Genomic DNA, 25,694 nt, shown 5'->3' with positions numbered 1-25,694 from the left:
TGCGTTTGCATGGCGGAAATGTTAACTTAACTGTGAGGTGATTTCACCCGGAAGAGGACAGCGGGAGGACTGCGCGTGCGCCACGACAACCGCCTGAGCGGCTCCGAGATCTTCATGTGGACCACCTTCGGGATGGGTGCCGGCCTGGTGGCCGGCTTTGCCCTGAGCGAATGGATGGGCGGGGTGAGCAGCGGCCGGGTCCGGGGCGCGGCCCAGCGGCTCCGGGAGGGAGCGGACGCCCGGCCGACGACCTCCGCCTCGGTTCGAGCCGTGGAAGCGGCGCTCCGGGAGGAGCCCCGACTGGGGAACCTGAGCCTGGTGGCGGCCCCCGTGGCGCGCGGCGTGGTGGAGGTCCGCGGCTGGGTGCCCAACCGTGCCGCCCGCTCCCTCGCGGGCCGGGTGGCGCTCGCCGCGCCCGGCATCGAGCGGGTGATCAACAGCATCCTGGTTCGCGGCGAGGACGACCAGGGCCACGTCCCGAAGCGTCGCGCCACCGATCAGAGCGCATGACAGAGCCGCTCGCTCCCCAATACAATCCGTCCCTCATCGAGTCCGCGCTCTACGCCTGGTGGCAGGAGCGAGGGGTGTTCTCGCCCGAGGGAGCGGCCGCGCACGGGGCCACCGGGGAGCCGTACGTGGTCATGATGCCGCCGCCCAATGTCACGGCGGCGCTGCACATGGGTCACGGGCTCAACAACACCGTGCAGGACGTCCTCATTCGCTTCGAGCGGATGCGCGGGCGTCGGGCGCTCTGGCTGCCGGGCACCGACCACGCCGGCATCGCCACCCAGAACGTGGTCGAGCGGCTGCTGGCCAAGGAGGGCCTGACCCGCTTCGAGCTGGGGCGCGAGGCGTTCGTCGACCGGGTCTGGGCCCACGTGCGCGACACCGGCGCCGCCATCCTCGACCAGCTCAAGGCGATCGGGTGCTCGGCGGACTGGTCGCGAACCTACTTCACTCTCGACGAGGGACTCTCCCGCGCGGTGCGGGAGACCTTCGTGAGCCTGTACGAGGAAGGCCTGGTCTATCGGGGCCATTACATCATCAACTGGTGTCCCCGGTGCCTGACCGCACTCTCCAATGAAGAGGCGGAGAAGGCGGAGGTCGACGGAAAGCTCTGGCATCTGCGCTATCCGCTGGCCGATGGCAGCGGGCACCTCACCGTGGCCACCACCCGACCCGAGACGATGTTGGGCGACAGCGGGGTGGCAGTCCATCCGGACGACGAGCGCTACCGCCACTTTGTGGGGCGGGAGCTCCGGCTCCCGGTGGTGGACCGCCTCATCCCCGTCGTGGCGGATGCGGCGGTGGACCCGGCCTTCGGGTCCGGCGCAGTCAAGGTGACGCCGGCCCACGACCCGGCCGACTTCGAGATCGGCCGCCGTCACGACCTGCCGGCCATCGACGTGCTCACGCCGGAAGCTCGCATCAGCCTGGCCGCGCCGGAGCGGTTCCAGGGGCTCGACCGATACGAGGCCCGCCGACGGGTGGTGGAAGAGTTCGAGGCCGCGGGCCTACTCGAGCGAGTCGAAGATCACCGGCATGCGGTGGGGCACTGCTATCGGTGCGACACTGTAGTGGAGCCCCGGCTCTCGGACCAGTGGTTCGTCAGGATGGAGCCGCTCGCCCGGCCCGCGCTGGAGGCACACCGGAACGGCACGCTGCAATTCATTCCCGAGCGCCGGGGCGACGACTACGTCCAGTGGCTGGAGGGGATCCGCGACTGGTGCATCTCGCGCCAGCTCTGGTGGGGCCACCGTATTCCGGTCTGGTACTGCCAGCGCGAGGGGTGCGAGCGCACCAGCGTGAGCCGCACCGATCTGGAGGTCTGTCCCGCCTGCCTCGGCCCGGTCCGGCAGGATCCGGACGTGCTCGACACCTGGTTCTCATCCTGGCTGGTGCCGTTCTCCAGCCTCGGCTGGCCGGAGCAAACCCAGGACCTCGCCACCTACTATCCCGGCCACACTCTGGTGTCGGCTCCGGAGATCCTCTTCTTCTGGGTGGCGCGGATGATCATGTCGGGGCTCCACGTGATGGGCGAGGTGCCCTATACCCACATCTATCTGCACGGCACCGTCCGCGACACCCAACACCGGAAGATGTCCAAGTCGCTGGGCAACGGGATCGATCCGCTAGAGGTGGTGGAGCGCTACGGCGCAGACGCGCTGCGCTACTCGCTGGTCTCCGGCATGTCGGTCGGCACCGACGTGATCCTCGATCCCGACGACCTGGAGGCCTCCTTCGCCCCCGGCCGGAACTTCGCCAACAAGCTGTGGAACGCCGGCCGGTTCATCCTCTCCAATCTGGACGGTCCGGTACGGCCCCTGGCCGGCTCCGGCCGCAACGTGGTGCGGCGCGACGAGCTGACCCTGGCCGACCGCTGGATCATCGCACGCTGCGACGCCGCGGTGCGGGAGACCACCGATGCACTCGAGCGCTTCCGCTTGAACGAGGGCGCCGCGGCCGCGTACCGCTTTCTCTGGAGCGATCTCGCGGACTGGTACATCGAGCAGATCAAGCCTCGACTCTATGGCGATCTGCCTGGCGGCGACGTGGCGCGTGCGGTGGCGACGCAGACGTTCGACGTGGCGCTCCGACTGCTGCACCCGGTGATGCCGTTCATCACCGAGGCGCTCTGGCGGCGGTTTCCCGGCCGGCCGGCCGGGGCGTCCATCTCGGTGAGCCCCTGGCCCCGGCCGGATGCGCGGGCGTCGGATCCTGACGCGCTGGCCGAGTTCGGGCTGGTGCAGGAGGTCGTCGGCGCAATCCGCGGGATCCGGGCGGAATACGGGGTGCAGCCCGGCCAGGCGGTGCGCGCCGTCGTCAGCCGGAACGGTGGAGACGCCCACGTCGGACTCTCGCATGAGCGGGCCACAATCCTGCGCCTGGCCAAAGTCTCCGAGCTCGCGTTCGGGGAAAGCAGCGAGCGGGTAGGCGGGAACGCGGTGCTGTCGGATGGCACCTCGGTGTTCGTCCCGCTGGGAGATGCGATCGACGTCGGCCGCGAGTGCGGCAGGCTGGGCTCGGAGGTGGAGCGTCTCTCCAACCTGCTCCGCGCGCAGGAAGGCAAGCTGGGCAACCCGCAGTTCGTGACCCGTGCACCGAGTGACATCGTCGAGAAGGAGCGGCAGAAGCTCGCGGCGTGGAAGGAGCAATGCGACGTGCTCGTCCGCAAGCGCGAGCGTCTGGGATGCTCGTGAGGCGCCTGGCAGGCGCGGCGATCCTGCTGGCGGGCTGCGCCAAGATCGAGCCGCCCCCGGGCGGCCCACCGGATCCCACGCCTCCGCAGCTGGTGACCACCCGGCCGGACTCGTTCGCCCTGCTGCCGGACTTCAAGGGAAGCGTCGAGTTTCGTTTCGATGAGGTGATCTCCGAGGGCAGCTCCCCCAATCTGGGTACCGGCACCGGGGACCTGGAGCGGCTGGTCATTCTCTCGCCGACTACGCTGGTGCCGAAAGTTGAATGGCGCCGCGACCGGATCACCGTGCACCCCGCGGAGGGCTGGCGGCGCGACCGGGTCTACCGGGTCGAGCTGCTCCCCGGCGTCACCGATCTCCACCGCAACCGGAGCAAGACCGGACGGGTCATCACCTTCAGCACCGGCCCCCCGCTGCCCACCGCCAAGCTCGACGGCATGGTGGTCGACTGGAGCTCGGCGCGACCAGCTGCCGCGGCCCTGGTGGAAGCGATCCTCATGCCCGACAGTCTGCCGTACCGGGCGCTCACCGATTCGGGTGGGAAGTTCACGCTGGGGCCGGTGCCGGACGGAATGTATGTGGTGCGCGGCGTGCTGGACGAAAACCACAACCTGCGGGCCGACGGCCGAGAGGCGTTCGACAGCGTCCTGGTGAAGCGCGGCACGTCGGCTGTGGGTGAGCTGTGGGCCTTCGTGCACGACACGACCCCCCCGCGGATCCGCAGCAGCACCATCCGGGACAGCCTGTCCGCGGTGCTCGAGTTCACCGAGATGCTCGATCCCCGCCAGCGGTTCGACACTAGTCACGTGCGGGTCCGGCTGCTGCCGGATTCGACGCCGGTGCGCGTCGTCTCCTTGCTCCCCCAGCGGCTGGATGACTCGCTGCACGCCCCTCAGCGCACCGGCCGTGACACGACCGGGCGCGACACCACCCGACGCGATACGCTCCGGGCCGATACCACGGCGCCCCGGCCCCCGCCGGGCGACACCACCGAGCGTGGCCGGGCCGGCCGACGGCAATTGGAGCGAGTGGCGGGGCAGCTCCGCGGCCAGGCAGCCGCGGCGGCTCCTCTCACCACCCGGCCGGCGCTGTTCGACAACCTGGTCGTCCGGGTGGCACAGCCCTGGAAGCCGGATGCGAAGTACAACGTCGAAATCATCAAGCTGAGGAACGTGACCGGTGTCCCCGGCTCGGCCCACGCCACGCTTACGGTGCCCAAGCCTGGCGCGGCGGACTCGCTGCGCCCGCCGGGCGACAGCACCAAGCGCGGGTCTCCCCGCAAGAAACCCAAGTGACCGACGCCCGGCGCCAGCTTCCCTCGGTGGACCGGCTGCTGCGGGAGCCGGCCGTCGAGGCCCTCCTCCGGACGGCGCCTCGGAGCGCGGTGGTGGAGGCAGTCCGGGAGTCGCTCGACGCGGCCCGAACCCGGCGGGCCGGCCCGCCCGAGGACTGGGGCAGCGAGATCGCGCACCGGCTGCACCAGCGGACTCGTCCGGGCCTCCGCCCCGCGCTCAACGCCACCGGCGTCGTCCTCCATACCAACCTGGGTCGGGCGCCGCTGGCGGACGCCGCGATCCAGGCGATGGTCGGAGTCGCCGGTGGGTACAGCAACCTGGAGCTGGACCTTTCCTCCGGGACCCGCGGCAGCCGGACCGATCATTGTCGCCATCTGCTTCGCCGGGTCACCGGGGCCGAGGACGCCCTGGTGGTGAACAATGCGGCCGGCGCCCTGGTGCTCGCGCTCAACGCGCACGCGGCCGGACGCGACGTGCTCATCTCCCGCGGCGAGCTCATCGAGATCGGCGGTTCCTTTCGCATTCCCGACATCCTGGCGCGGAGCGGGGCGCGGCTCAGGGAGATCGGCACCACCAACCGCACCCATCTCGAGGACTACCGGGCCGGCCTGGACCAGAGCGTCGGCGCCGTGCTCACGGTCCATCGCTCCAACTTCGAGCAGCGAGGTTTCGTGGCCTCGCCCGAGCCGGAAGCGCTCGCCCGCTTGGCAAGCGAGGCAGGCGTCCCCTACCTCTACGATGTGGGCAGTGGCCTGCTGGCCGATCTCTCGCGCTGGGGGCTCTCCTCCGAGCCGCGGGTGGCCGACGCACTGGCGGCAGGAGCCGGACTGGTGCTCTTCAGCGGCGACAAGCTGCTGGGTGGTCCGCAAGCAGGATGCATGGTGGGTCGCGGCGCGCTGGTGGCGGAGTGTCGCTCGAATCCGCTTGCCCGTGCGCTCCGCGCCGACAAGCTGACGTTGGCCGCCCTCGAGGCCACGCTCGCGCTGTATGAAGATCCCGACACCGCCATCCGCTCGATCCCGGTTCTCCAGATGCTGACCGTCGACCCCACCGAGCTGGCCGCCAGGGCGGCGCGGCTCGCCGAGCTCTGTCCTGCGCCACTTCACGCCGCCGTGCAGCCGGGGGAGTCCGCGGTTGGTGGTGGCTCGTTCCCCGGTGCCGTGCTTCCCACCAGCGTCGTGGTGCTCGACGCCGGCGAGATGGGTCCCGACGGCCTGGCTCTCCGGCTTCGGATGGCGGAGCCCCCGGTCATCGCCCGGGTGGCCGGCGGACGGGTGCTGCTGGACCCGCGCACCCTGCCGGAAGCCGCCTTCCCGCTGGTGGCCCAGGCACTGGCGCAGGCCCTCCTCGCGTGAGCCGGCGTCGCGCGGCGTTCCTCGACCGCGACGGCACGCTGATCGAAGATCTCCACTACCTCCGCGATGCCGCCGCGGTGCGGCTCCTGCCAGGGGTGGCGGCAGCTATCCGCATGCTCAACGATGCCGCCATCCTCGCCGTCGTGGCCACCAACCAGTCGGGCATCGCCCGCGGACGGCTCAGCGAGGCCGAGTATCGGGCCACCCAACGGCGGCTGGACGAGCTGCTGGCGGAGGAAGGCGCGCGGCTCGACGGCCACTACCACTGTCCCCACCTGCCCGAGATCACCGGCCCGTGCGACTGCCGAAAGCCCGGACCCGGGCTCTACCGCGAGGCCGCGCGCGATCTCGACATCGACCTCGCCGCGAGCTGGTGGATCGGCGACCGGCTGAGAGATCTGGCCGCCGCACGATTGTTCGGCGGCCACGGCGCCTTGTTGCTCACCGGCGCGGGCCGCGAGGAGGCGCTGCTGCCGGACGCGCGATCGTGGGTGATCGTTCCCGACCTGGAGACGGCGGCGGGGAGAATGGTGGGGCAGGGTGAGGCAGGGTGAGGCAGCGTGAGGCAAGGTGGGGCAAAGGTTGGTGCCGCAGGGTGACTGTGTAGCAGGCTGTGTTCCTTCACCTTGCCCCACCCTGCCCCACCCTGCCCCACCCTGCTACCTTCTTCGCCCATGACCATGCGCGTCGCCGTCGCCGTCTCCGGGCGCGGCAGCAATCTCCAGGCGCTGCTGCGCGCGCTCGGCCCCGGGGCTCCGGCGCGAGTGGTCCTGGTGCTGTCCGACCGGCCGGAGGCCGGCGCGCTGGAGCACGCGCGCAGCCACGGAGTTCCGGCCGAGGTGCTCTCCCAGCCATCCGACGCGGCCGAATGGCTGGCGCGGCTGGAGCGACACCGTACGGAGCTCGTCGTCCTCGCCGGCTATCTCAAGCTGGTCCCGGCGCCGGTCGTCGCCCGCTTCCGCGACCGCATTCTCAACATTCATCCCGCGCTGCTTCCCGCCTTCGGCGGCAAGGGGATGTACGGCCACCGGGTGCATGAGGCCGTGCTGGCCAGCGGCGCGCGGGAGAGCGGCGCCACCGTGCATCTGGTCGACGAGGCGTACGACCGCGGCGCGGTGCTCGGGCAGGCGCGGGTGCCGGTGCTCCCCGGCGATACGGCCGACACCCTGGCCGCGCGGGTGCTGGAGGTGGAGCATCGACTGCTGCCGGCCGCCGTGTTGGCCGCCGCCGCGGCCGGTCACCCGGTGCCGATTCCCGAACCGATGGAGTCCGTCCCGTGATCCGCTGGATGATCAGATCGACATGCCCCGCGCACTGATCTCGGTCAGCGACAAACGGGGGATCGTCGTCTTCGCCGAAGGGCTGGCACAGCTCGGCTGGGAGATCATCTCGACCGGTGGAACGGCGGCCGCGCTCCGTGCCGCCGGTCTGACGGTCACCTCGGTGGACCAGGTGACCGGATTCCCCGAGCTGCTCGACGGACGGATCAAGACGCTCCATCCCGCCGTGCACGGGGCACTGCTCGCCCGGCGGGATCGCCCCGAGCATCTGGCCGCCGTGGCCGAGCACGGGATCGTTCCCATCGATCTGGTGGCGGTCAATCTCTATCCGTTCCAGATGACCATCGCCCGCCCCGAGACGCTGTTCGAGGACGCGGTCGAGAACATCGATATCGGCGGCCCCTCGATGCTCAGGAGCGCCGCCAAGAACCACCAGTTCGTGCTGCCGGTGGTCGATCCGACCGACTACCCCAAGGTCCTGGCCCTGCTGCGGAAGGGACCGATCGGGGACGAGCTGCGCCGCGAGTTCGCGGCCAAGGTGTTCGCCCACACGGCCGACTACGATGCCGCCATCGCCGCGTACCTCACCGCCAAGGAGGACGGCCTGCCGCCGCGGTTGGGGATCGCGATGGAGCGGGTGCAGACGCTGCGCTACGGTGAGAACCCGTCCCAGCGCGCCGCCCTCTACGTCACCGAGGAGCCGCGCGGCATGCGGGACCTCACCCAGCGGCAGGGGAAGGAGCTCTCGTTCAACAATCTGCTGGACGTCGACGCGGCGATGTGGGCGGTGGCCTGCTGGTCCAACCGGCCGGCCTGCGGCGTGATCAAGCACACGACGCCCTGCGGCGTGGCGGTCGCGTCCTCGGCGCTGGAGGCCTTCCGCAAGGCGCGCGCGACCGATCCGGTCTCCGCCTTCGGTTCGGTGGTCGCGTTCAACACGGTGGTGGATCGCGCCACCGCGGAGGCGATGAGCGATCTCTTCGTGGAGGTGGTGGTCGCCCCATCCTTTCACGAGGAGGCGCTCCGGGTCTTCGCCGCCAAGAAAGCGCTCCGGGTGGTGGAGCTGCCGGTGAGCCGGGGGGTCAGGGCGCTGGACTTCAAGCGGGTGCGCGGTGGCTTCCTGGTGCAGGACCAGTTCCTGTTCGACCCGTCGGACCACGACTGGCGGGTGGCCACCGAGCGCCAGCCGTCCGAGCGCGAGTGGAGCGACCTGCGTTTCAGCTGGGCGGCCGTCGTGTCGGTCAAGTCCAATGCGATCCTGCTTGCCCGCGACGAGGCGGCCATCGGCATCGGGGCTGGCCAGATGAGCCGGGTCGACAGCGTCTTTCTCGCCGTCCACAAGGCCCGCCAGCAGGGTCACGATCCGGCCGGCAGCGTGCTCGCCTCGGACGCGTTCTTCCCCTTCGCCGATAACATCGAGCTTGCGGCGGCGGCGGGCGTGACCGCGCTCATCCAACCGGGCGGCTCCGTGCGCGACGCCGACGTCATCGAGGCGGCCAACCGGCATGGGATGACCATGGTGATGACCGGCCGCCGCCAGTTCCGACACTAGCCACCGAGCCTATGACACCCGACTCGCAGGACCGCCCACCGTACCTCTGGGCGACCGGCACCTTCGTCCTGGTCTTCCTGGTGTACATCCTGACGCTGGCGCCGACCACGGCGTTCTGGGATACTTCGGAGTACATCGCCGCCGCCAAGGTGCTCGGCATCCCCCACCCGCCGGGCAACCCGCTGTTCACCATCCTGGCGCATACCTGGGGCCTGCTCCCGCTCGCGAAGTCCTACGCGGAGCGGATCAACCTGTTCGCGGCCGTCACCAGCGCCGGCGCGGCCGGCTTCTGGTTCCTCGTCGCCGAGCGGTGGCTGCGGGGGATCGTGGCGCACCGGCCGGCGCGCTACGCGGCGGCCTTCGGCGGAGTCCTGGTGGGCGCCACGTCGTGGTCGGTCTGGAACCAGTCGACCGTGAACGAGAAGGTGTACACCGTCTCGCTCTTCTCGATCGCGCTGGTCATGTGGCTGGTGGTGCGCTGGGGCGACGATGCCCCCGGCCCCCACCGCGACCGCTGGCTGGTGCTCATCGCCTACGTGCTCGCGCTCACCTCCACCAACCACCTGATGGGTCTGTTGGCGGTCCCGGCACTGGTGGTCTACGTCCTCTGGACCGATTGGCGCGTGCTCACCCGGCCGCCGGTACTCATCGGCGTGGCCGTGGCGGCGGTGGTCGGAATCTCGCTCAACTATCTCTGGCTGCCGCTCCGGGCCGCGCAGTACCCGCCGATCAACGAGGGAGAGCCCGTCGGCTTCTTCAGCCATGCGCTGAGTGACGTGCTCAACCGGGTGCAATACGGCAAGCCTGCGCTGGACCAGCGGCAGGCCAGCTTTGCGGCCCAGCTGGGCAACTTCTGGCAATACTTCTCCTGGCAGTTTGCCCGGGACTGGGGGCGATTCGCCAGCGTGGCGACGGCACTGTTCACCGTGCTGGGCTTGAGCGGGCTCTGGGCGCTGTGGAAGTCCGATCGGCGCGCCGGTATCGCCGGACTGGCGCTGCTCGGGACGCTGTCGGTGGGCCTGGTGTACTACATGAACTTCAAGTACGGCTTCTCCCAGTACCCCGACCAAGCGTCACTCCCCCGCGAGGTCCGCGAGCGCGACTATTTCTTCATCGGCTCCTTCGCCGTGTTCGGTGCCTTCGTGGCCTGCGGACTGGGGGCGCTCATGCAGGGCATCGTCGATTCCCTGCGCGGCCGGGGCACCGAGCTCAACCGCTGGCTGGCCGCGAGCCCGGTGCTGGCGCTCGCCTTCATTCCCCTGGCCGGCAATCACATCACGGCCAGCCGCGCCCACGAGACGATGGCGCGCGACTTCGCTTACGACATTCTTCAGTCGGTCGAGCCCTACGGCATCCTGATCACGGCGGGCGACAACGACACCTTCCCGCTGTGGTACGCTCAGGAAGTGGAGGGGATCCGGCCCGACGTGACGCTGGCCAACCTGTCGCTCATGAACACCGAGTGGCACCTGCGGCAGCTGCGGCGGAGGGAGACCCCTCCCTTCGACCCGTCTCGCGCGGCCGCCCTGTGGAAGCGCTTCCCGGTGCCGCCCCGGCCCACCACGCCGGTGCTCAAGCTCACCCAGCCGGAGGTCGACAGCCTCCCCGAGGCGATGCAGGTCCCGGCCAACGGCGGGATCACCTTCGACAGTCTGCAGATTCGGTTCGGGCAGGACGTCCTGCTGCGGCAGGACCTGGCCACGATCTTTCTCATTCGCGACAACATGGGCAAGCGGCCGGTCTTCTTCAGCTGGAGCGACGGGGGCTACCCCGACCAGACGCTCGGTCTGAGCGCCTACCTCGTCACCCACGGGTTCGTGCGGAAGCTGATGCCGACCCCGGTCACCGCGAGCGACTCGGTGGTTCTCAGCACCGGGCTCGGCTACCTCAACCTGCCGAGAACCAAGGCGCTCCTGTGGGGCGTGTATCACTGGCAGACCGCCGCGCGCGACCGGCCCCGCGGCTGGGTGGACCAGCCCTCGGGCTCGATCCTTCAGCTCTATTCGGTGGTGTACGGCGGCGCGGCACGGGCGTTCGAGGCGGCGGGAGACACCGCGCTCGCGGTGAGATCGGATTCGGTGGCGCGGCGGGTCACCTCGGAGCTCAACCGGGGGCTGGCGCCCTAGTAGCGGAGCGGCCCATGCGCACCAGCCTTGGTGTGGCGGGACCCCGCCCCCACGCATCGGCCTGGCCGCTCTGGCTGGTCGGCTGGTACCTGGCCACGGCGCCGGTCCTCTTCGGCGGACGGGAGACCCAGGGCTCGGCCCCGCGCGATCCTACCGACGTGGCGTTCGCCTTCGCCCTGCCGCTGGCCGCGTTCGGCTTCTGGGTGTTCGTGTTGTGGCCGGCAACGTTGGAGTGGGGCTGGGGCTGGCTGCCCCGCTTTCGTTTCTAAGGGATCGGAGGCGAGGAGGCAGGCAGCCACTGTTCCGTGAGCTCGGCCACCCGCTGGACAAGGACCGCCGGAGTGAACGGCTTCTGGATGAACGGCTGTTCCGGATCCAGCAGGCCCCGCCGCACGATCTCGTCGTCGGCGTAGCCGCTCATGAATATCACCCGCACGTCGGGCCGCGCCTCCCGCAGCCGCTCCGCCAGCTCGCGCCCGCTCATCCCAGGCATCGCAACATCGGTGAGCACCAGGTCGATTCCCTGCCCGGCCCGGGCCAGCAGGCTGATGGCATCCCGGCCGTCGGCCGCCTCCAACACCCGGTGGCCGGCCTGGGCGAGCGCTCGCGCCGCCATTCGACGCACCTGCGGCTCGTCCTCCACTACAAGCACCGTCCGCCCGATGACGGCCGGCGGCGCGATGGACCGAGCTGGAGCGCCGGCTTCTGTCGGGAGGTCCACCAGCGGCAGATAGACCTTCACCACTGTGCCCTGCCCCGGCTCGCTGTAGGCCCAGACGTACCCGTCCGACTGCTTCACGAAGCCATAGACCGTCGAGAGGCCGAGTCCGGTGCCTTTGCCCAGGCCCTTGGTCGTGAAGAACGGCTCGAACGCCTGGGCCAGCGTCTCCCGATCCATGCCGTGTCCAGTATCGCTCACGGCGAGCACCGCGTAGGCCCCGGGTTGAATCGCCACGCCGGGTTTGAGCCGGGCGTACGCCTCGGTGAGCACGATGGTGCCGGTCTCGATGGTGAGACGCCCGCCGCCGGGCATCGCGTCGCGCGCGTTCAAGGCCAGATTGAGCAGGGCCCGCTCCAGCTGGCCCGGATCGGCCACGATGCTCCCGGACACGTCCTGGATCCGCAGCACCACAGTGACCTCTTCGCCCATGGTCCGACGGAGCGTCGACTCCATTCCCGCCACGGTCGTGTTGAGGTCGAGCCACTGAATCTGGAGCACCTGGCGCCGGCTGAAGGCCAGGAGCTGAGTGGTGACGCTGGCGGTCCGTTCGGCCGCCCGTTGAATCTGCTCGACGTCCTCCCGCACCTCGTCCGGCAGATCGCCGCGGCCCAACAGGAAGGCGACACTTCCCAGGATGACGGACATCTGATTGTTGGCCTCGTGGGCCACCCCACCAGCGAGACGCCCCACGGCCTCCATACGCTGCGCCTGCAGCAGCCGCTCCTCGGCCACTTTCCGGTCGGTCACGTCGCGCTGGGTCCCCCAGGCGCGTACCAGGCGTCCCTGATCCAGGATGCCGACGAAGTTGTTCAGAAAGTATCGCGCCTGCCCGTGCCGATCGATCTCGTGCGACTCGGCGTCGTACAGGCGGTAGTTGGCGTCGATGAAGGCGTGCAGGAATGCGAGATTGGCGGGATCGGACCGGGGCACCAGGTCCGCCAGGGCGGTGCCGACCAGCTCGGACGCGTGCTCGAACCCGTACATGCGGGCCATCGCGTCATTGCACTCGGCCAGCCGGCCATGGGCATAGAAGCGATCGATCTGCTCGTCCGCCGAAAGGGTCACCGCCACCGGCTGGTCGAGCTCTATCCGCCAGACCCCTTCGGAGGATTGCTCGATGAACGCGCGGTAGCGTTCCTCGCTGACCCGGGCTGCCGCCTCACCCTGCTCCCGCAGCCGTGCCAGCGCGATGGTCGATTCTACTCGCGCCACCAGCTCGCGGGCAGAGAACGGCTGCACCAGATAATCGTCCGCCCCGGCCTCCAACGCCTCGATCCGCGACTGGTCACCGACCCGAGTGGAGACCAGCACCACCGGAATACGGGCCCGCAACGGATCGGTCCGGAGAGTGCGCAACAGGCCCATCCCATCGAGGCCCGGGGTATTCACATCGCTGATAATCAGATCGGGCGATTGCTCGTGCGCCGCCTGGAGGGCGGCCCGCCCGTCGGCCACGCTGGTGATGCTCCACCGGTGGCTGAGCAGCCGGGTGATGTATTCGCGGGCGTCGGGGTTGGCGTCCGCGACCAGGATCCAACCGCCGGGCGCCTCCCGGGTACGCGTGTCGTCCACCTGAGTCATCGAGGACATTCCAACAGCGAGAGTGCACAGCCGTGGGTCACTCAAAACATATCGGGCTGGGCCGATCTCCGCCGGATATCGAGTGTCTCGCCGGTCCGCCCCCGCCGCGGCTCCAGCCCGGCGAGCAGGTCCGCGATCTCCAGCAACGGAAGCTCCCAGGTGGCGCCGCCCCGGCGCACGGCCGCCCGCGGCATGCCGTAGACGACGCAGCTCGCCTCGGCTTCGGCGATGGTGAGGCCCCCGCTGCTCCGAATCGCGCACATCCCGTCCGCCCCGTCCTCACCCATGCCGGTGAGCAGAATGCCCAGGACGCTGCCGGGCCGAAGCCGTGCCGCCGAGCGCATCGTCACGTCCACGCTGGGCGTGTGCTTCGCGTCGCGGGGATCGGGCGAGAGCGTCAGGGCCAGGTTGGGACCTATCCTGAGATGCTGCCCCGCCTGCGCGATCACTACCCGGCCCGGCCGGAGCTGATCACCCTCGACCGCCTCCTCGACCTGGAGACGGCAGAGCGAGTCGAGCCGCTGCGCGAACGGCGCGGTGAATCCCTGGGGCATGTGCTGCACGATCACGATCGGCATGGGGAACTGGGTCGGCACCGACTGGAGGATGCGCTGCACCGCGGCCGGACCACCGGTGGAGGCGCCGATCACGCACAGCTCGCAGCGCCGGATCTCCTCGGCCGCCACGCTCAGCGTGTCGCTCGCGTCCGGGACCGCCGGGCGGGCAGCGCGCCGCGCGGTCGAGGCCAGCGCGTTGAGCCGGTCCACCACCTCCCGGCGCAGGATCTCCAGGTCCATGACGCTGAACCGGGTCTTGTCGATCACGTCCACCGCTCCGCCCGCCAGCGCCGCGAGGGTCGCGGCCGCGCCGGCCTGGGTATGCGCCGAGAGCATGACGACCTTGAGCGACGGCTTCCACCGAAGCAGGGCCCCGAGGACCGCGAGGCCGTCCATGCCCGGCAGACCCACGTCCAGAGTCACGAAGTCCGGGTCGGCCAAGGGAACCTTGGCGATCGCCTCTTCTCCCGACGCGGCTTCGCCCACCACGCGGAAGCCGGGCTCGGTGGCCAGCACCCGGGTGAGCGCGCGCCGCACGAAGGCTGAGTCGTCGACCAGGAAGATCCGGGTCACGTTCCCGCCGGCGTCTTCCGATAGATGACGCTGCCCATCACCACCGGCTCGAACGCGGTGCTCCGGTCGATCAGGGACTCGGAATGCCCCAGGAACAGATAGCCCCCCGGCAGCAGGCAGCGGGCGAACAGCTTGATCACGCTGTCGAACGCCGTCTCGCCGAAATAGATCAGCAGATTCCGGCAGAGGATGGCGTCATAGACGCCCCAGCCCAGCTGGCCGTTTGGCGCAAGCAGGTTGGCCTGAAAGAAGCGCAGTCCGCCACGATATCTCGGCTTTACCTGAAAGCGCCGGCCGTCCTCGACGAAGTAGCGGCGGCGCATATCGGGATCGCAGGCTCGAAGCGAGGTCTCTTCGTAGGTCGCGTCCCGTGCCTTCGCGATCCGATCGGGATTGAGATCGCAGGCGTCGATCTCCCAGCTGATCCCGGTGAGCGGCAGCCCGGCATCGTGCAGGGTCATCCCCAGGGAGTACGGCTCCTCGCCCGACGAGCAGCCGGCCGACAGGATGCGCAGCGGCCGGGCGCGGAGCGCGTCCCGCCGCTCGGGAAGTACGTGCTTGATCAGCAGGTCGAACTGGTGCGGCTCGCGGAAGAAGTAGGTCTCGTTGTTGGTCACCATCGCGGGCAGCTTGGCGAACTCGGCGTCCCGCTCCGGATGGAAGCGGAGATACTCGTAGTAGTCGCGGGGTGAATCCAGGTGCAGCTCGCGGAGCCGGGGCGCGAGCCGGCTGGCGAAGATCTCCTGCCGCACGCCCTGTAGGGTGAGGCCGAAGCGTTCCTGGATCAGATCAGTGAGCAGCTTGAAGTCGCCCGGATCGACTCCGTTCATGCGGGTATGCGCGAGACCTGTCGGGGCAGCAGCTCCAGGGAGGCCCGGGCGGTGGCCGCCACCACGGACTCGACGTCGCGGACCAGCGTGAGGAGCACCGCGCGCGTCTCGGGCGTGCCCAACCGGCCGAGTGCACGGGCGGCCTCGTTCCGGATGTTCCAGTCGGCGTCGGTGGCCAGTGGGATGAGCACCGGCAGCTGATCCACTCCGGCCACCTCCGAGAGACCTTGAGCCGCGGCACGCCGCATCTCCAGACTGGGCTCGGCCAGCCGTTCCCGGAGGAAGCTGGTGATCCAGGGCGGGGCGATGCGGATGAGCGACCAGACGACCTGCAGCTGCTCGTGCGGCCCACAGCGGGAATAGAGACTCCTGAGCGGCTCCGCCGCGCTGGGCGCCCGGCAGTGCCCCAGCGCGCGGATGACGTGGAAGCGAAGCGAGTCGGCCGTGCCGAGCAGCACCACCATGGTGGCGACGGAACGCTCCCCGCCCCGGTGCACCAGCAGCTCCAGCGCCTGACGCTGGATCGGCACGTGCCGGTCGGCGAGGGCCCGAAGCAGGATCACGTCCACCGCCGAGCCTGGAATCTGGGCCGCCGCGCGAAGGGCGGCGCCGCGCACCACCGGATTCCGCGACTCGGTGAGCCGCACGACCCGCGCCTCCAGAGCCTGGACCGGGCGGCGCGACAGGACATCGAGCGCGTGCGCCGCCACGGCTTCGTCCGTGTCCGGCTGGAGGCAGTCATCCAGCTCGCCCAGCGCCTCGACGCTCAACTGCGCCAACGCCTGGGCCGCCGCGGCCTGCTCCAGAGTCTCGCCTCGCCGGAGCCGCTCGATCAGCAGCGGTGCCACCGCATCCAGGCCGATGTAGCCCAGCGCGTGGCAGGCCGCGGCGCGAACGTGCGCGTGAGAATCGCTCAGCTGGACGATGACCCGGGAGAGGTCGCCTTCGCCGAAGGCGGCCACCCGGAGGGCGCCGCAGCGGACGTCCGGGTCGGGCTGCTCGAGCAGCTGCTCGATGCGGACACTGATTCCGTCGGGGAAGCGGCGGAAGAGCCCTTCGATCCACGCTGCCTCATCGTCGATCGCGAGCCGAGCCAGCAGCGGTGGCTCCAGCTCCTCGATCCCCGCCGCCGCCACCAGCGCCGTTGCCGCCCGGAACAGGCTCTCGGCCTCGCCGCCGTCGTCGACGATCGCGATCGGGCTCACCATGCCCTTGAGATACTCGACCATCTCCTCCGCTGCCTCGCCCAGCTCGGCCCGTGCCCGCATCGCCGCGGGTGCCGGATCCGGGTGCAGCTCGATCACCACGCCGAGCGCCAGCAGGAGCGGATCGCGGAGAGCCCGTTCCCGCACTTTGGGCAGCAGCACCAGCAGCGGCTCCAGCGATTCGGGCGCCGCAATTCTCCGGACGGCCTGCACGGCGGGCTCGGCGAGCACCGAGTCGGGCACCAGCGCCATGAGTGGGCGGACGGCCCGGGTATCACCGATCTCGCCCAGCGCAGCAATGGCGGCGAGCTGTAGCCAGAGGTCACCGCCGAGCAGCATGATCAGGTGGGGCACCGCGGTCTGGACCCGAAGCCGCCCGGCGGCCTCGACCGCCGCCTGGGCCACATTGAGATCGGGGTGGTGCAGCAGCGGCAAGATGGCGGACCCGGCCGACGCGTCGCCGATCCGGGAGAGGCTCTGCAGGGCGAACATCGCCAGCTCGGCGTCGCCCCGGGCGAGCATGCTGGTGAGGTGGGGGACCGCGTAGGGCCCCTGGCGCTCCAGCGCGGCGAGCCCGGCGTTCCGGCGCACCGCGTTCTCGCCATCCGCTACCAGCTCGGCCAGGACCGCCGGCTCGACATAGCGGGCGGCCAGCCGGATGGCGCGCTCCCGGACCGCGAGGGTCTCGTCTTCCAGCGCGGCGAGAATCGCGTGCTCTGCGTCTGGACCTTTGGCGGCTGCCTCGAGCCGGTCCAGACGCTCCATTGGGGTCGGCATCCGAAGTCTCAGACCTGGAAGAGGGCGACGCGCTGGCGCAGCGCGTCGGATTCGCCGGCCAAGCTCTTTGCAGCGTCGTTCATCTGCTCCACCGCGACCAGATTCTGCCGGGACACAACCGCGATCGCCTCCACTGCCTTGACCACCATCTCGCCTCCTCGCCGCTGCTCCGCCACTGCTTCGGACATCTGATGGGTCAACTGGTTCATCTTCTGTGACGCGGCGCTGATCTCCTGGGCGCCCGCGGCATTCTCCGAGATCGATCCCGCGATCTGGCGGGCCAGCGTCGACATCTCCCCCACCGTGCCGAGCACCGTCTTGGCGTCGGCGGCCTGCGCGTCCGCGGCGCGAGCCACCTCCGCCACCAGGCCGGAGGTCTTGCCGATCGACTCCACGATGCCGGCCAGCACGTGCTCCATCAGGCTGACGGCGCGCTTGGTGTCCTTCTGCACGGTCTCGATCACGCCGCCGATCTCCTGCGTCGCCAGGACCGACCGCTCGGCCAGCCGGCGCACTTCGTCCGCCACCACGGCGAACCCCTTCCCCGCGTCGCCGGCCCGGGCCGCCTCGATCGCGGCGTTGAGCGCCAGCAGGTTGGTCTGGTCGGCGATTCCCTCGATCACCTTCACGATCTTCCCGATCTCGTCGGACCGCTCGCCGATCGAGGAGATCGACTCCTGCAGCCGCTCGCCGTTCTGCCGGGTGTCGGCCACCGACTGCTGGCTCACCTGGTCCACCTGGTGTACCCGTGCGGCGATCGCCCCCACGTTCTGGATCATGGTGCTGAGCGTGCCGGTGGCCTCCTCTACCGCTCCCAGCAGCACCTCCCCGTTCTGGGCCGTCTGCGCCAGCGTGGCGCTCATCTCCTGAATGGAGGCGGAGGTCTGGTCCACATTGGCCGCGAGCGCCTCCGCGCTCCGGGCCAGGTGCTGCATCTGGGACGCGATCTCCACCATCGTGGACGAGGTCTCCTCGGTCGAGCTGGACTGCATCTCCGCGCCCTTGGCCATCTGAGTCGAGGACGCCGAGATCTCTTCGGCCGAGGTGGCGACGGTGCGGGAGGAGACCGCGATCTGGGTGGCGATCTCCCGCAGGTTCTTCACCATCTGCCGCATCGAGTGTTCCAGCCAGCCGATCTCGTCCCGGGACTGGCTACGGACATCGGTGGTCAGGTCGCCCTTGGAGACCTGCTCTGCCAGGACCCCGAGATTGGTGAGCGGGTCGGCGATCAGCCGGGCGAGCGCGAGGGCCAGCCCGACCCCCGCCGCGATGGTGACGGCCAGCACGAGGAGGATGGCCGAGCGCGAGTCGCGGAAGATCTGCTGGGCCACGGCCGGTTCGGCGCCCAGACCGCTCATCCGCTCGAGGGCGCGGATCGCCTGCCATCCGAGGACCGAAGCGAGCACCAGCACCGCGGCGAATGCGGTGAGGATCTTTCGTCGGATGGTCCAGTCTTTGACCGTCTGTTGCAGGCTCGGCATCGTTGCACCCGTCGTTGGGAGACCCGGAGGGCCGGGTTCAGGGACCTAGGCGTTGAGCAGCAGCACCTTGTCGAGATCGAGCAGAATGATCAGCCGGGAGTTCCACCGCGCCACACCGCTGAGGTAGTCCGCCTCGGCGGAGATCACTTCGTCCGGTGCGGGAACCACGCTCTCCGCCGGCACCTTGGTCACCTGGGACACCCGGTCCACCAGGAGCCCGAGCACCCGGCCCAGCACGTCGACAACGACAATGCGGGAGGACGGAGTGATGACCGCGGGCTCGAGCCCGAGCCGGCTCCGGATTTCCACCACGGCGAGCACCCGGCCCCGGAGGTTGGTCACCCCCCGCACATACGGCGGCGCCTGGGGTACCCGGGTGATATCGCTCACCCGGGTTACCTCACGGACCTGCGCCACGGGCACGCCGAACTCCTCGCCGTCGAGCGCGAAGGTCACCAGGTGAAGCTCCGGCTTGGGGGCGGGCTCCGCCGCTGCCGCGGCCACCTCCAGCGTGTCCGCGAATCCCAGCAGGCGCTCCCGAACCGATCGATCGTCAACTGGCACGGCGGGCTCCATCGAGTATGCGCACCACGTCCAGGATGCAGGCCACCCGCCCGTCTCCCAGAATGGTCGTTCCGGAGACCACGTCCGGGCGGCCGAGCGCGGGGTCGAGTCCCTTCACCACGATGTCCTGATGCCCGACCAGGCGGTCCACCAGCAGGCCCCGCCGCTTGGCGCCAGCGGTCATGACCACGTAGAACCGCCGGGGCGTCCGCGCCGGCGGATGGGTCCCCAGCACGGCACCACCATCGGCCACATGGATCAGCCCGCCGCGCCATTGCGTCACCCCGCGCTGGTTGATCTCCCGGATCGACTGCGGCTCGACCTGCACCGTCTCGGCCACGTGGGTGAGCGGCACCGCGTAGCGCTCGCGGTCGACCTCGACGATCAGCGAGCGCACGATGGCTAGGGTCAACGGCAGGCTGAGCCGGAATGCGGTGCCCCGCCCGGCCTGGCTCTCGACTTCGATGGTGCCACCCAGCGTGTGGATCGACCCGGCGACGACATCCAGGCCCACCCCCCGGCCGGCACGCGTCGAGAGCTGCTCCGCGGTCGAGAGTCCTGGCACGAAGATCAGGCTGTGCAGGTCGGCCGGATCGCTGGTCCGTCCGTCCAGCCCCAGCTCGTCGGCCCGGGCACGGATCGCGGCCTCGTCGAGCCCTCGGCCATCGTCCGATAAGGTGATCACCACCCGTCCCGAGACCGACGCCGCCTCCAGACGGAGCAACCCCTCGCCCGGCTTACCGGCTCCGGTTCGCTGATCAGGCCGCTCGATCCCGTGCACTACGGCATTACTCACCAGGTGGAGCAGCGGCTCGCTCAAGCGGTCGAGTACCGCCTTGTCGAGCCTGGTCTCGCCCCCGCCGAGCAGCAGCCGGGCGCGCTTTCCTTCGGCGTGGGCGACGTCGCGCACCATCCGAGGGAAGCGATTGAAAACCGTGGAGACCGGCAGGAGGCGGGTCTCCATCAGGGTGGCCTCCAGCCGCTTGAGGGTCTTCTCCAGCGACACCACCGTCTGGTCCAGCTCGGCCAGCTCCACGCAGGCTCCGACCCGCCGGACCAGCCGCCGGTAGACCTCCGCGAGGGCTGAGTGCTGGATCAGCCCCTCGCCGAGCACCTCGAGCAGGGCGTCGAGCCGGCGGAAATCCACCCGGACAACGTTTCCGGCCGCATCCGCAATGGCGGGGGCCCGCGCGGCCGAGCGGCGCTCGCCGCGGCGGCGCTCGGCGCTCAGCCCGGGCTGCTCGTGCGCTCCCGCGGCCAGAAAGCCACGCACTCGGGCCACGAATTCTGCCGCGGCGTCGGGATCGGTCTCGCTGGAGGCGCCGCGAATCAGATCCGCCAGGAGCCCGCTTCCAGTCACCAACAGGGCTGCGGCCTCGTCGTCCTGGTGTGCCGGCATGCGCGCCAGGAAGGCGCAGGCGTCCTCCAGCGCGTGCGCGAGGTCCTGCATCGGCGTGAGCCCCATCAACGCCGAGTTGCCTTTGACGGTGTGGAGACCACCCTTGACCGAAGCCAGCAGCTCGTCGCCGGACTCGCCGGCGCGCCAGCGACGCTCCAACTCGACGAAGGTGTCTCCCACCTGCTCTGCCAGCGGCAGACACTCGACGATGTACTCGCTGAGCAGCTCCCCGAACGGGGCCTCGTCCAGGCTCACGGCCGGGTGGGCGTCCGGGCACGGGCGAGCTCCACCAGCCGCTCGACGTCAGCCGGCTGAAACGGCTTCCGCAGATAGTCCCAGGCACCGGCGTCGCGTCCGCGAACCTCGTCGTCCTTGCTGTCCTCGGTGGTGACCAGCGCGATCGGGATGTGCGGGTGAATGTCCTCCGCATGGCGGCGGGCGAGCAGTTCCAGCCCGTTCATCTCCGGCATGTTGAGGTCCAGCAGGACCAGCGTGAGCTCCGGATGTGCCGCAAGCAGGCTGAGGCCTTCCCGGCCGTTATCCGCATAGTGCACCGTGCTGCCCGCCAGCCGGCCGCGCGAGAAGATCAGCTGGTACATCTGCTGGACCAACTTCGAGTCGTCGATGACGAGAAAGGAATCCGGCATGCACCACCCGGGCGGTGAGTCGGTGAGCTAACGCGTTGAAAACGAGGTGCCGGTGAGGGCGAGACGGGTAGTGCAAGAGGCAGACCTGCCGGGGGACGGTGCAGTAAGTGGCGCTATGTCAAAGCCTTGCACGTAACAACGACATTAGGAGAGCGGCGTGGGTGCGGTCATCTCCAAGGTTTGGCGGGATTTGCAAGCGGAACGGCCGGACCGCCATCAGCGCCGCGAATCCCTGGCGCGTTACCTCTCGTCAGCCACGGAGCTAGCAGGCTTCCGGCATCTCCACTTACGGCCGAAGAACGCGGCGATCCAGACGCAGGGCACCAGGCAGGCCGCCAAGCCGATGATGGGTAACACGCCAGCGCTCCCGCCTTGGTCGCCACCGATCCACAGCTCGGCGGCGAGAAACTTCCGGACACCCTCCCGGCCCGTCAGGGTCAGCCAGAGGGGACCGTGGCCGGGGCTCAACTCGATGGTGAACCGAAGGAACGGGCAGCATAGCCGCTCCCGGCTCACGAAAGCCGCAACCGCGCCGATGTGCTCCGGGGCAAACCGGAACCTGTACCCGTCCGGCAGCGGGAGGATCTCGTCGGCCAGTACGTGCAGCAGCCGTGCGGTGGCGGCGGCGTGCTTGACTCTCTGCGCGAGAGGTATGGCCGTCAAGTCGCACGCCAGGGGCACATCTGGCGGACCCGGATCGAACACTGAGCCGGATGAATGGGACATGGTGGCCTTCCGCGGTGAGGGTGCCGGCCTGTGGCCGTCGCTGCTCAGTCGATAGGTTACGACTTCGAGTGCACTCGAAGTCAAGAGGAGGTCGGGTGGTGGACCTGCGAATTGGCGAGGTGGTGGAGCGGACCGGAATCCCGGCCTCGACGCTCCGCTACTACGAGAGCGTGGGCGTCCTGCCGAGTCCGAAACGCGTCGGCGGCCGCCGGCGGTACGACCCGGGAGTGATTCAGCTGCTCGCGTTGCTGCGCTTCGCGCGCGAGGCTGGCTTCACCGTGGCCGAGATGCGGACGCTGCTGCATGGGATGCAGCTCGAGGCTCGACCTTCCGAGCGCTGGGCGATACTCACCCGCCAGAAGCTGCGCGAGCTGGACGAGGTGATCTCCCGCGCCGAGGCGATGAAGCGGCTCTTGGAAGCCGGCCTTCGCTGCGGGTGCCTGCGGCTGGAGGACTGTGAGATCGTCACCGGGCGGCTGAGCTTGCCGGAGGCGGCTGTCCGGAAATAGCTTGTCCCTGCCTGGGCGTGGTGGCCGAGTGGTTGAAGGCAGCGGTCTTGAAAACCGCCAAGGGCGAAAGTCCTTCGTGAGTTCGAATCTCACCCACGCCGCTGCATCGCACCCCAAAACCTCACGGTTTGGACCCCGCCGGCTGCGCGGCACCCCGGACCGCCACGGCGTCGATGGTAAACGTCACCTTGTCCGCTACCTTGACGCTCCCAGCCGGCCCCCCGCTGTACGGCTTGATCCCGAAATCCGTCTGCTTGATCGAGAAGCTGCCTTTCGCACGCAGGGTGTCGGCCCCCGGCTTGACCACGAGATCGACCGGCACGTCATGGGTCTGGCCGACCAGGGTGAGCGCTCCCACCAGATGAAAGCCATTCGCCGTAGGAGTCACTTCTTTCGACACCAGCCGGATCTCCGGATACTGGTCGGGGTGCAGCACCTCGCTGCGCATGGCGGCGGTCACCTTGCGAATTTCGGCGGTGTCCGGAGGGGTGAGCACCACTAGACTGTCGGTCTGGACGATGATCCGCAGGTGAGAGCTGGCAGGTGACTTGGGGTAGTACACCACGTCTCCGGCGAACGCGCGAGCCCGAATCACATGGCTGTGCCCCGCAAAGCCGAACAGCCCCGCCTTCCCGGTCTTGACCTCGAGGCGACTGCCGGGATCGAGGCGGTACACCACCGAGTCGCCCTCCGGCACCTGTTGGCCCTGAGCCAGTGCAGGCCGCACGACCAGGAGTGCCACGCACACCAGGAGCTGGATGTACCCCATATGCTCTTCCGACGAGGACCGAAGTAATCTGTGGATTGAGGGGAGGCCGGCGCCGTGCTCAGTACGAGGGAATGGCTCGGCGCGAGGCGGCCACCGGCGCAGGGTAATCCACCCACCGGGTCCGGGCGCGCCGGCGAAGGGCCATCTCCGGGGCGCCACCCCGAAACTCGAACACATCATCGGCCAGGAGACGCTGCCTCGACTGCGCCATCGCGCCTCCCGCCAGCGCCTGAGCCTCTGCCGCGATGCGGAATGCCGGGACCCATTCGCCGACGGGCACGCCTGGATACCGATCGGCGCCCTCGGGCCGGAGTCGAGCCTCGCGAATGCTCATCATTGCCAGCTCCAGGGAGAAGTCTTTCGAGAAGAAGGGGGCCTCAGTGCCAGGCGTCAAGAGCCGCGCCTGTCACAATCTCCGGCTCCGCCCGAGCGATCCTCAAGTATTTTACCGGTGGGACCAGACGACCAGATCGAGGACTCGAGACAGCCATGATGCGCCTGCTCATCGTGCGACATGCCATCGCGGAAGACCGGAAGACCTTCGCCCGGACCGGGAAGAAGGATGCGCTGAGACCGCTCACCCGATACGGGCGCACCCAGATGCGCCTGGGAGCCAGGGGCCTCTGCCGTATCCTTCCATCAGTCGATGTCGTGGGCACCAGCCCGCTCACGCGCACGGTCCAGACGGCAGAGATCCTTACCGAGGCCTATGACGATCCGCCGCTGATCAGCGTCCCCGCCCTCGACCATGCCCCCGACCCGCTCGAGTTCGTTCACTGGCTGCAGCGTCATCGGCGCGAGGAGGTCGTGGCCGCGGTGGGACACGAGATGCATCTGGTTTCGCTCATCAGCGTGCTGCTGAGCGGGCGGCGCGGCCAGTTCGTGCTCCTCAAAAAGGGCGGCGCGTGCCTCCTGCTGTTCGAAGGGACGGTGCGCCCCGGGCGAGCCAAGCTGATCTGGTCCCTCTCACCTGCGCACCTCCGCGCGCTGGGAGGTAGCCCATGAATCTGCCGGCGAGCGCGCTGCAGCACCCCGCCTCGGAGGTGGCCCGCCAGTTGGCCCTCGGGCTGCTGGCCGAAGCGGGGCAAGCACGCGATCGGCTCAACCAGCCAGGTGATACCGAGGCGCTGCATGATTTCCGGGTCGGCCTCCGCCGGGTGCGGAGCGTGCTGCGGGCCTACCGCCCCTGCGTCGAGGACAGCGTCGGCCGGAAATTGCGTCGCCGGCTCAAGCGGCTGGCGCAGGCCTCCGGTGCCAGCCGGGATCTCCAGGTGCACCTCGCCTGGCTGGCGCAGCAGAAACCCACCCTCCGCTATATGCAACGCGTCGGCCTCGCCTGGCTCATGCGCCGGCTCCGCACCGCCAAGCGTGCGGCCGACGCCGGGTTGTCCGACCAGGTCGCGCGCCGTTTTCCCGCGATCAGGCAGCGCCTGGAGCAACGGCTGACCAAGTATACCGTCACGGTCGGTATCGGCGGACTCGATCGGGAGCCGACCTACGCCGCCGTGACCACCGGACTCCTGCTGGAGCACGCCGAGGAGGTGAAGCGCCGGCTCGGGCAGGTGAAGTCGCTCGCCGATCAGACGGAGGCCCATCAGGCACGGATTCAGGCCAAGCGGTTGCGCTATCTGCTGGAGCCGGTAGTGGGCCTGTTCGCCGATGGCGAGGAGCTGCTGGCTCGGCTCAAGGCGCTGCAGGACACCCTGGGCGAGCTACACGACGCGCACGTCTTCTCTCAGGAGATCGGCAGCGCCATCGGGGACGCCGCCGCGGAGGACGCTCGCCGGCTTTCCGAGGCGGTGCTCGCGGGCGCGTCGACGCCGCAGGCGCTCCGGCGGCTGCGCCGCCGCGATCCCCGATCGGGAATGCTGGAGATCACCACCCGTCTGCGCGACCGCAGCGACCAGGCCTTCGCACGGCTGCAGGAGTCGGGCTGGCTGGCCGACGGCGCGGACGGCTTCTTCGAGCGATTGACGGCATTCGCCCATCGGTTGGCGAGCACGGGAGACGAGCACACCGAGATCGAGCGGAAGTACCTGCTCAGCGGGCTCCCCGCCACAGCGCTGGATCTGCCCTCCGACGAGATGGCGCAGGGCTACCTGCCGGGCGACCGGCTCACCGAACGCCTGCGCCACGTCACCTCGGCCGATGGCGAGCGCTGGTATCGCACCGTGAAGGCGGGAACTGGCGTGCGGCGCATCGAGATCGAGGAGGAGACGTCGCGCGAGCTGTTCGACGGGTTGTGGCCGTTCACGGTCGGGCATCGGCTGATGAAGAAACGGCGGCGGGTGGAGCAGGGCGGCGTGGCCTGGGAGATCGACGAGTTCTGCGACCGGGATCTGGTGCTGGCGGAGATCGAGCTCCCTTCCGAGAGCACGGTGGTGACGCCGCCCGACTGGCTCAAGCCGTACCTGGTGCGCGAAGTGACAGGAGAGCCGGAGTACCAGAACTACACGCTCGCTAGATAGCGAGCTTGATCGAGGGATATGTCGCTGCCGTTTCGAGAGGGCCGGCTTCGGCCGAGGTTCGCCGCGCTCTACCCCGACCTGA

Annotated in this window: 23 protein-coding genes and 1 tRNA gene; 13 read left to right on the top strand and 11 right to left on the bottom strand. The window is 69.6% G+C overall.

Going from position 1 to position 25,694, the window contains the following annotated elements:
* Positions 1–75: 75 nt before the first annotated feature.
* The 9 genes from VHR41_18620 to VHR41_18580 all read left to right on the top strand — a co-directional run bounded on the left by VHR41_18620 (position 76) and on the right by VHR41_18580 (position 11,074).
* Positions 76–510: a BON domain-containing protein gene (locus VHR41_18620; GenBank protein ID HEX3236212.1), complete on the top strand. Its 435-nt coding sequence runs from the start codon at positions 76–78 to the stop codon at positions 508–510.
* A complete protein-coding gene (locus VHR41_18615; GenBank protein HEX3236211.1) occupies positions 507–3,200 on the top strand; it encodes a valine--tRNA ligase in 2,694 nt (897 codons plus the stop codon). Before VHR41_18620 ends, VHR41_18615 begins: the two co-directional genes overlap by 4 nt.
* The gene (locus VHR41_18610) at positions 3,197–4,492 is read left to right on the top strand and encodes a carboxypeptidase-like regulatory domain-containing protein (protein HEX3236210.1); all 1,296 of its coding nucleotides are present in this window, start codon (positions 3,197–3,199) and stop codon (positions 4,490–4,492) included. Before VHR41_18615 ends, VHR41_18610 begins: the two co-directional genes overlap by 4 nt.
* A complete protein-coding gene (gene selA, locus VHR41_18605) occupies positions 4,489–5,847 on the top strand; it encodes an L-seryl-tRNA(Sec) selenium transferase (GenBank protein HEX3236209.1) in 1,359 nt (452 codons plus the stop codon). The genes VHR41_18610 and selA overlap by 4 nt, the downstream gene beginning before the upstream one ends.
* Positions 5,844–6,401 carry an HAD family hydrolase gene (locus VHR41_18600; protein HEX3236208.1) on the top strand — a complete coding sequence of 186 codons (558 nt, stop codon included), beginning with the start codon at positions 5,844–5,846 and terminating at the stop codon, positions 6,399–6,401. Before selA ends, VHR41_18600 begins: the two co-directional genes overlap by 4 nt.
* Positions 6,402–6,521: 120 nt before the next feature.
* Positions 6,522–7,127 carry a phosphoribosylglycinamide formyltransferase gene (gene purN / locus VHR41_18595; GenBank protein ID HEX3236207.1) on the top strand — a complete coding sequence of 202 codons (606 nt, stop codon included), beginning with the start codon at positions 6,522–6,524 and terminating at the stop codon, positions 7,125–7,127.
* Positions 7,128–7,149: 22 nt separating this feature from the next.
* Positions 7,150–8,679 (top strand): bifunctional phosphoribosylaminoimidazolecarboxamide formyltransferase/IMP cyclohydrolase, encoded by a 1,530-nt coding sequence (gene purH / locus VHR41_18590; GenBank protein ID HEX3236206.1) that lies wholly within the window; start codon positions 7,150–7,152, stop codon positions 8,677–8,679.
* An 11-nt stretch (positions 8,680–8,690) separates the two neighbouring features.
* A complete protein-coding gene (locus VHR41_18585) occupies positions 8,691–10,805 on the top strand; it encodes a DUF2723 domain-containing protein (GenBank protein HEX3236205.1) in 2,115 nt (704 codons plus the stop codon).
* 14 nt (positions 10,806–10,819) lie between these two features.
* Positions 10,820–11,074, top strand: a complete 255-nt coding sequence (locus VHR41_18580) for a hypothetical protein (protein ID HEX3236204.1) — start codon at positions 10,820–10,822, stop codon at positions 11,072–11,074.
* Here the strand turns inward: VHR41_18580 and VHR41_18575 are convergent.
* The 9 genes from VHR41_18575 to VHR41_18535 all read right to left on the bottom strand — a co-directional run bounded on the left by VHR41_18575 (position 11,071) and on the right by VHR41_18535 (position 21,803).
* The gene (locus VHR41_18575; protein ID HEX3236203.1) at positions 11,071–13,107 is read right to left on the bottom strand and encodes a response regulator; all 2,037 of its coding nucleotides are present in this window, start codon (positions 13,105–13,107) and stop codon (positions 11,071–11,073) included. The genes VHR41_18580 and VHR41_18575 overlap by 4 nt on opposite strands.
* 41 nt (positions 13,108–13,148) lie before the next feature.
* On the bottom strand, positions 13,149–14,237 hold the full coding sequence (gene cheB, locus VHR41_18570) for a chemotaxis-specific protein-glutamate methyltransferase CheB (protein ID HEX3236202.1): 1,089 nt from the start codon (positions 14,235–14,237) through the stop codon (positions 13,149–13,151).
* A complete protein-coding gene (locus tag VHR41_18565) occupies positions 14,234–15,067 on the bottom strand; it encodes a protein-glutamate O-methyltransferase CheR (GenBank protein ID HEX3236201.1) in 834 nt (277 codons plus the stop codon). The genes cheB and VHR41_18565 overlap by 4 nt, the downstream gene beginning before the upstream one ends.
* The gene (locus tag VHR41_18560) at positions 15,064–17,049 is read right to left on the bottom strand and encodes a HEAT repeat domain-containing protein (protein ID HEX3236200.1); all 1,986 of its coding nucleotides are present in this window, start codon (positions 17,047–17,049) and stop codon (positions 15,064–15,066) included. Before VHR41_18560 ends, VHR41_18565 begins: the two co-directional genes overlap by 4 nt.
* Positions 17,050–17,057: 8 nt before the next feature.
* Entirely contained in the window at positions 17,058–18,530 is a 1,473-nt protein-coding gene (locus VHR41_18555) for a HAMP domain-containing methyl-accepting chemotaxis protein (protein ID HEX3236199.1), read from the bottom strand.
* A gap of 45 nt (positions 18,531–18,575) precedes the next feature.
* Positions 18,576–19,094, bottom strand: coding sequence for a chemotaxis protein CheW (locus tag VHR41_18550; GenBank protein HEX3236198.1), 519 nt, complete (start codon positions 19,092–19,094; stop codon positions 18,576–18,578).
* Positions 19,084–20,748, bottom strand: coding sequence for a chemotaxis protein CheW (locus tag VHR41_18545; protein ID HEX3236197.1), 1,665 nt, complete (start codon positions 20,746–20,748; stop codon positions 19,084–19,086). The genes VHR41_18550 and VHR41_18545 overlap by 11 nt, the downstream gene beginning before the upstream one ends.
* Positions 20,745–21,140 carry a response regulator gene (locus VHR41_18540; GenBank protein ID HEX3236196.1) on the bottom strand — a complete coding sequence of 132 codons (396 nt, stop codon included), beginning with the start codon at positions 21,138–21,140 and terminating at the stop codon, positions 20,745–20,747. The genes VHR41_18545 and VHR41_18540 overlap by 4 nt, the downstream gene beginning before the upstream one ends.
* A 240-nt stretch (positions 21,141–21,380) precedes the next feature.
* Positions 21,381–21,803, bottom strand: a complete 423-nt coding sequence (locus VHR41_18535) for a hypothetical protein (GenBank protein ID HEX3236195.1) — start codon at positions 21,801–21,803, stop codon at positions 21,381–21,383.
* Between the two features lie 161 nt (positions 21,804–21,964).
* Here VHR41_18535 and VHR41_18530 point away from each other — a divergent pair, with 161 nt between their 5' ends.
* Both VHR41_18530 and VHR41_18525 read left to right on the top strand, forming a co-directional pair.
* On the top strand, positions 21,965–22,375 hold the full coding sequence (locus tag VHR41_18530) for a MerR family transcriptional regulator (GenBank protein ID HEX3236194.1): 411 nt from the start codon (positions 21,965–21,967) through the stop codon (positions 22,373–22,375).
* Positions 22,376–22,389: 14 nt separating this feature from the next.
* A tRNA-Ser gene (locus tag VHR41_18525) sits at positions 22,390–22,476 on the top strand.
* A 20-nt stretch (positions 22,477–22,496) separates the two neighbouring features.
* On the opposite strand, the gene VHR41_18520 is transcribed toward VHR41_18525, so the two are convergent.
* Complete coding sequence (locus VHR41_18520; protein HEX3236193.1) at positions 22,497–23,144, bottom strand: YceI family protein; 648 nt, start codon at positions 23,142–23,144, stop codon at positions 22,497–22,499.
* A gap of 58 nt (positions 23,145–23,202) precedes the next feature.
* The gene (locus VHR41_18515; protein ID HEX3236192.1) at positions 23,203–23,481 is read right to left on the bottom strand and encodes a hypothetical protein; all 279 of its coding nucleotides are present in this window, start codon (positions 23,479–23,481) and stop codon (positions 23,203–23,205) included.
* 152 nt (positions 23,482–23,633) lie between these two features.
* On the opposite strand from VHR41_18515, the gene VHR41_18510 reads away from it, so the two are divergent.
* Positions 23,634–24,149 carry a histidine phosphatase family protein gene (locus tag VHR41_18510; GenBank protein ID HEX3236191.1) on the top strand — a complete coding sequence of 172 codons (516 nt, stop codon included), beginning with the start codon at positions 23,634–23,636 and terminating at the stop codon, positions 24,147–24,149.
* A complete protein-coding gene (locus VHR41_18505; protein ID HEX3236190.1) occupies positions 24,146–25,612 on the top strand; it encodes a CHAD domain-containing protein in 1,467 nt (488 codons plus the stop codon). Before VHR41_18510 ends, VHR41_18505 begins: the two co-directional genes overlap by 4 nt.
* Positions 25,613–25,694: the final 82 nt, after the last annotated feature.

The organism is Gemmatimonadales bacterium, assembly GCA_036265815.1.
Lineage (GTDB): Bacteria > Gemmatimonadota > Gemmatimonadetes > Gemmatimonadales > GWC2-71-9 > CAVVWJ01.
Note: the sequence above shows the minus strand (reverse complement) of the source record. Positions and strands in the feature narration are given on the sequence as shown.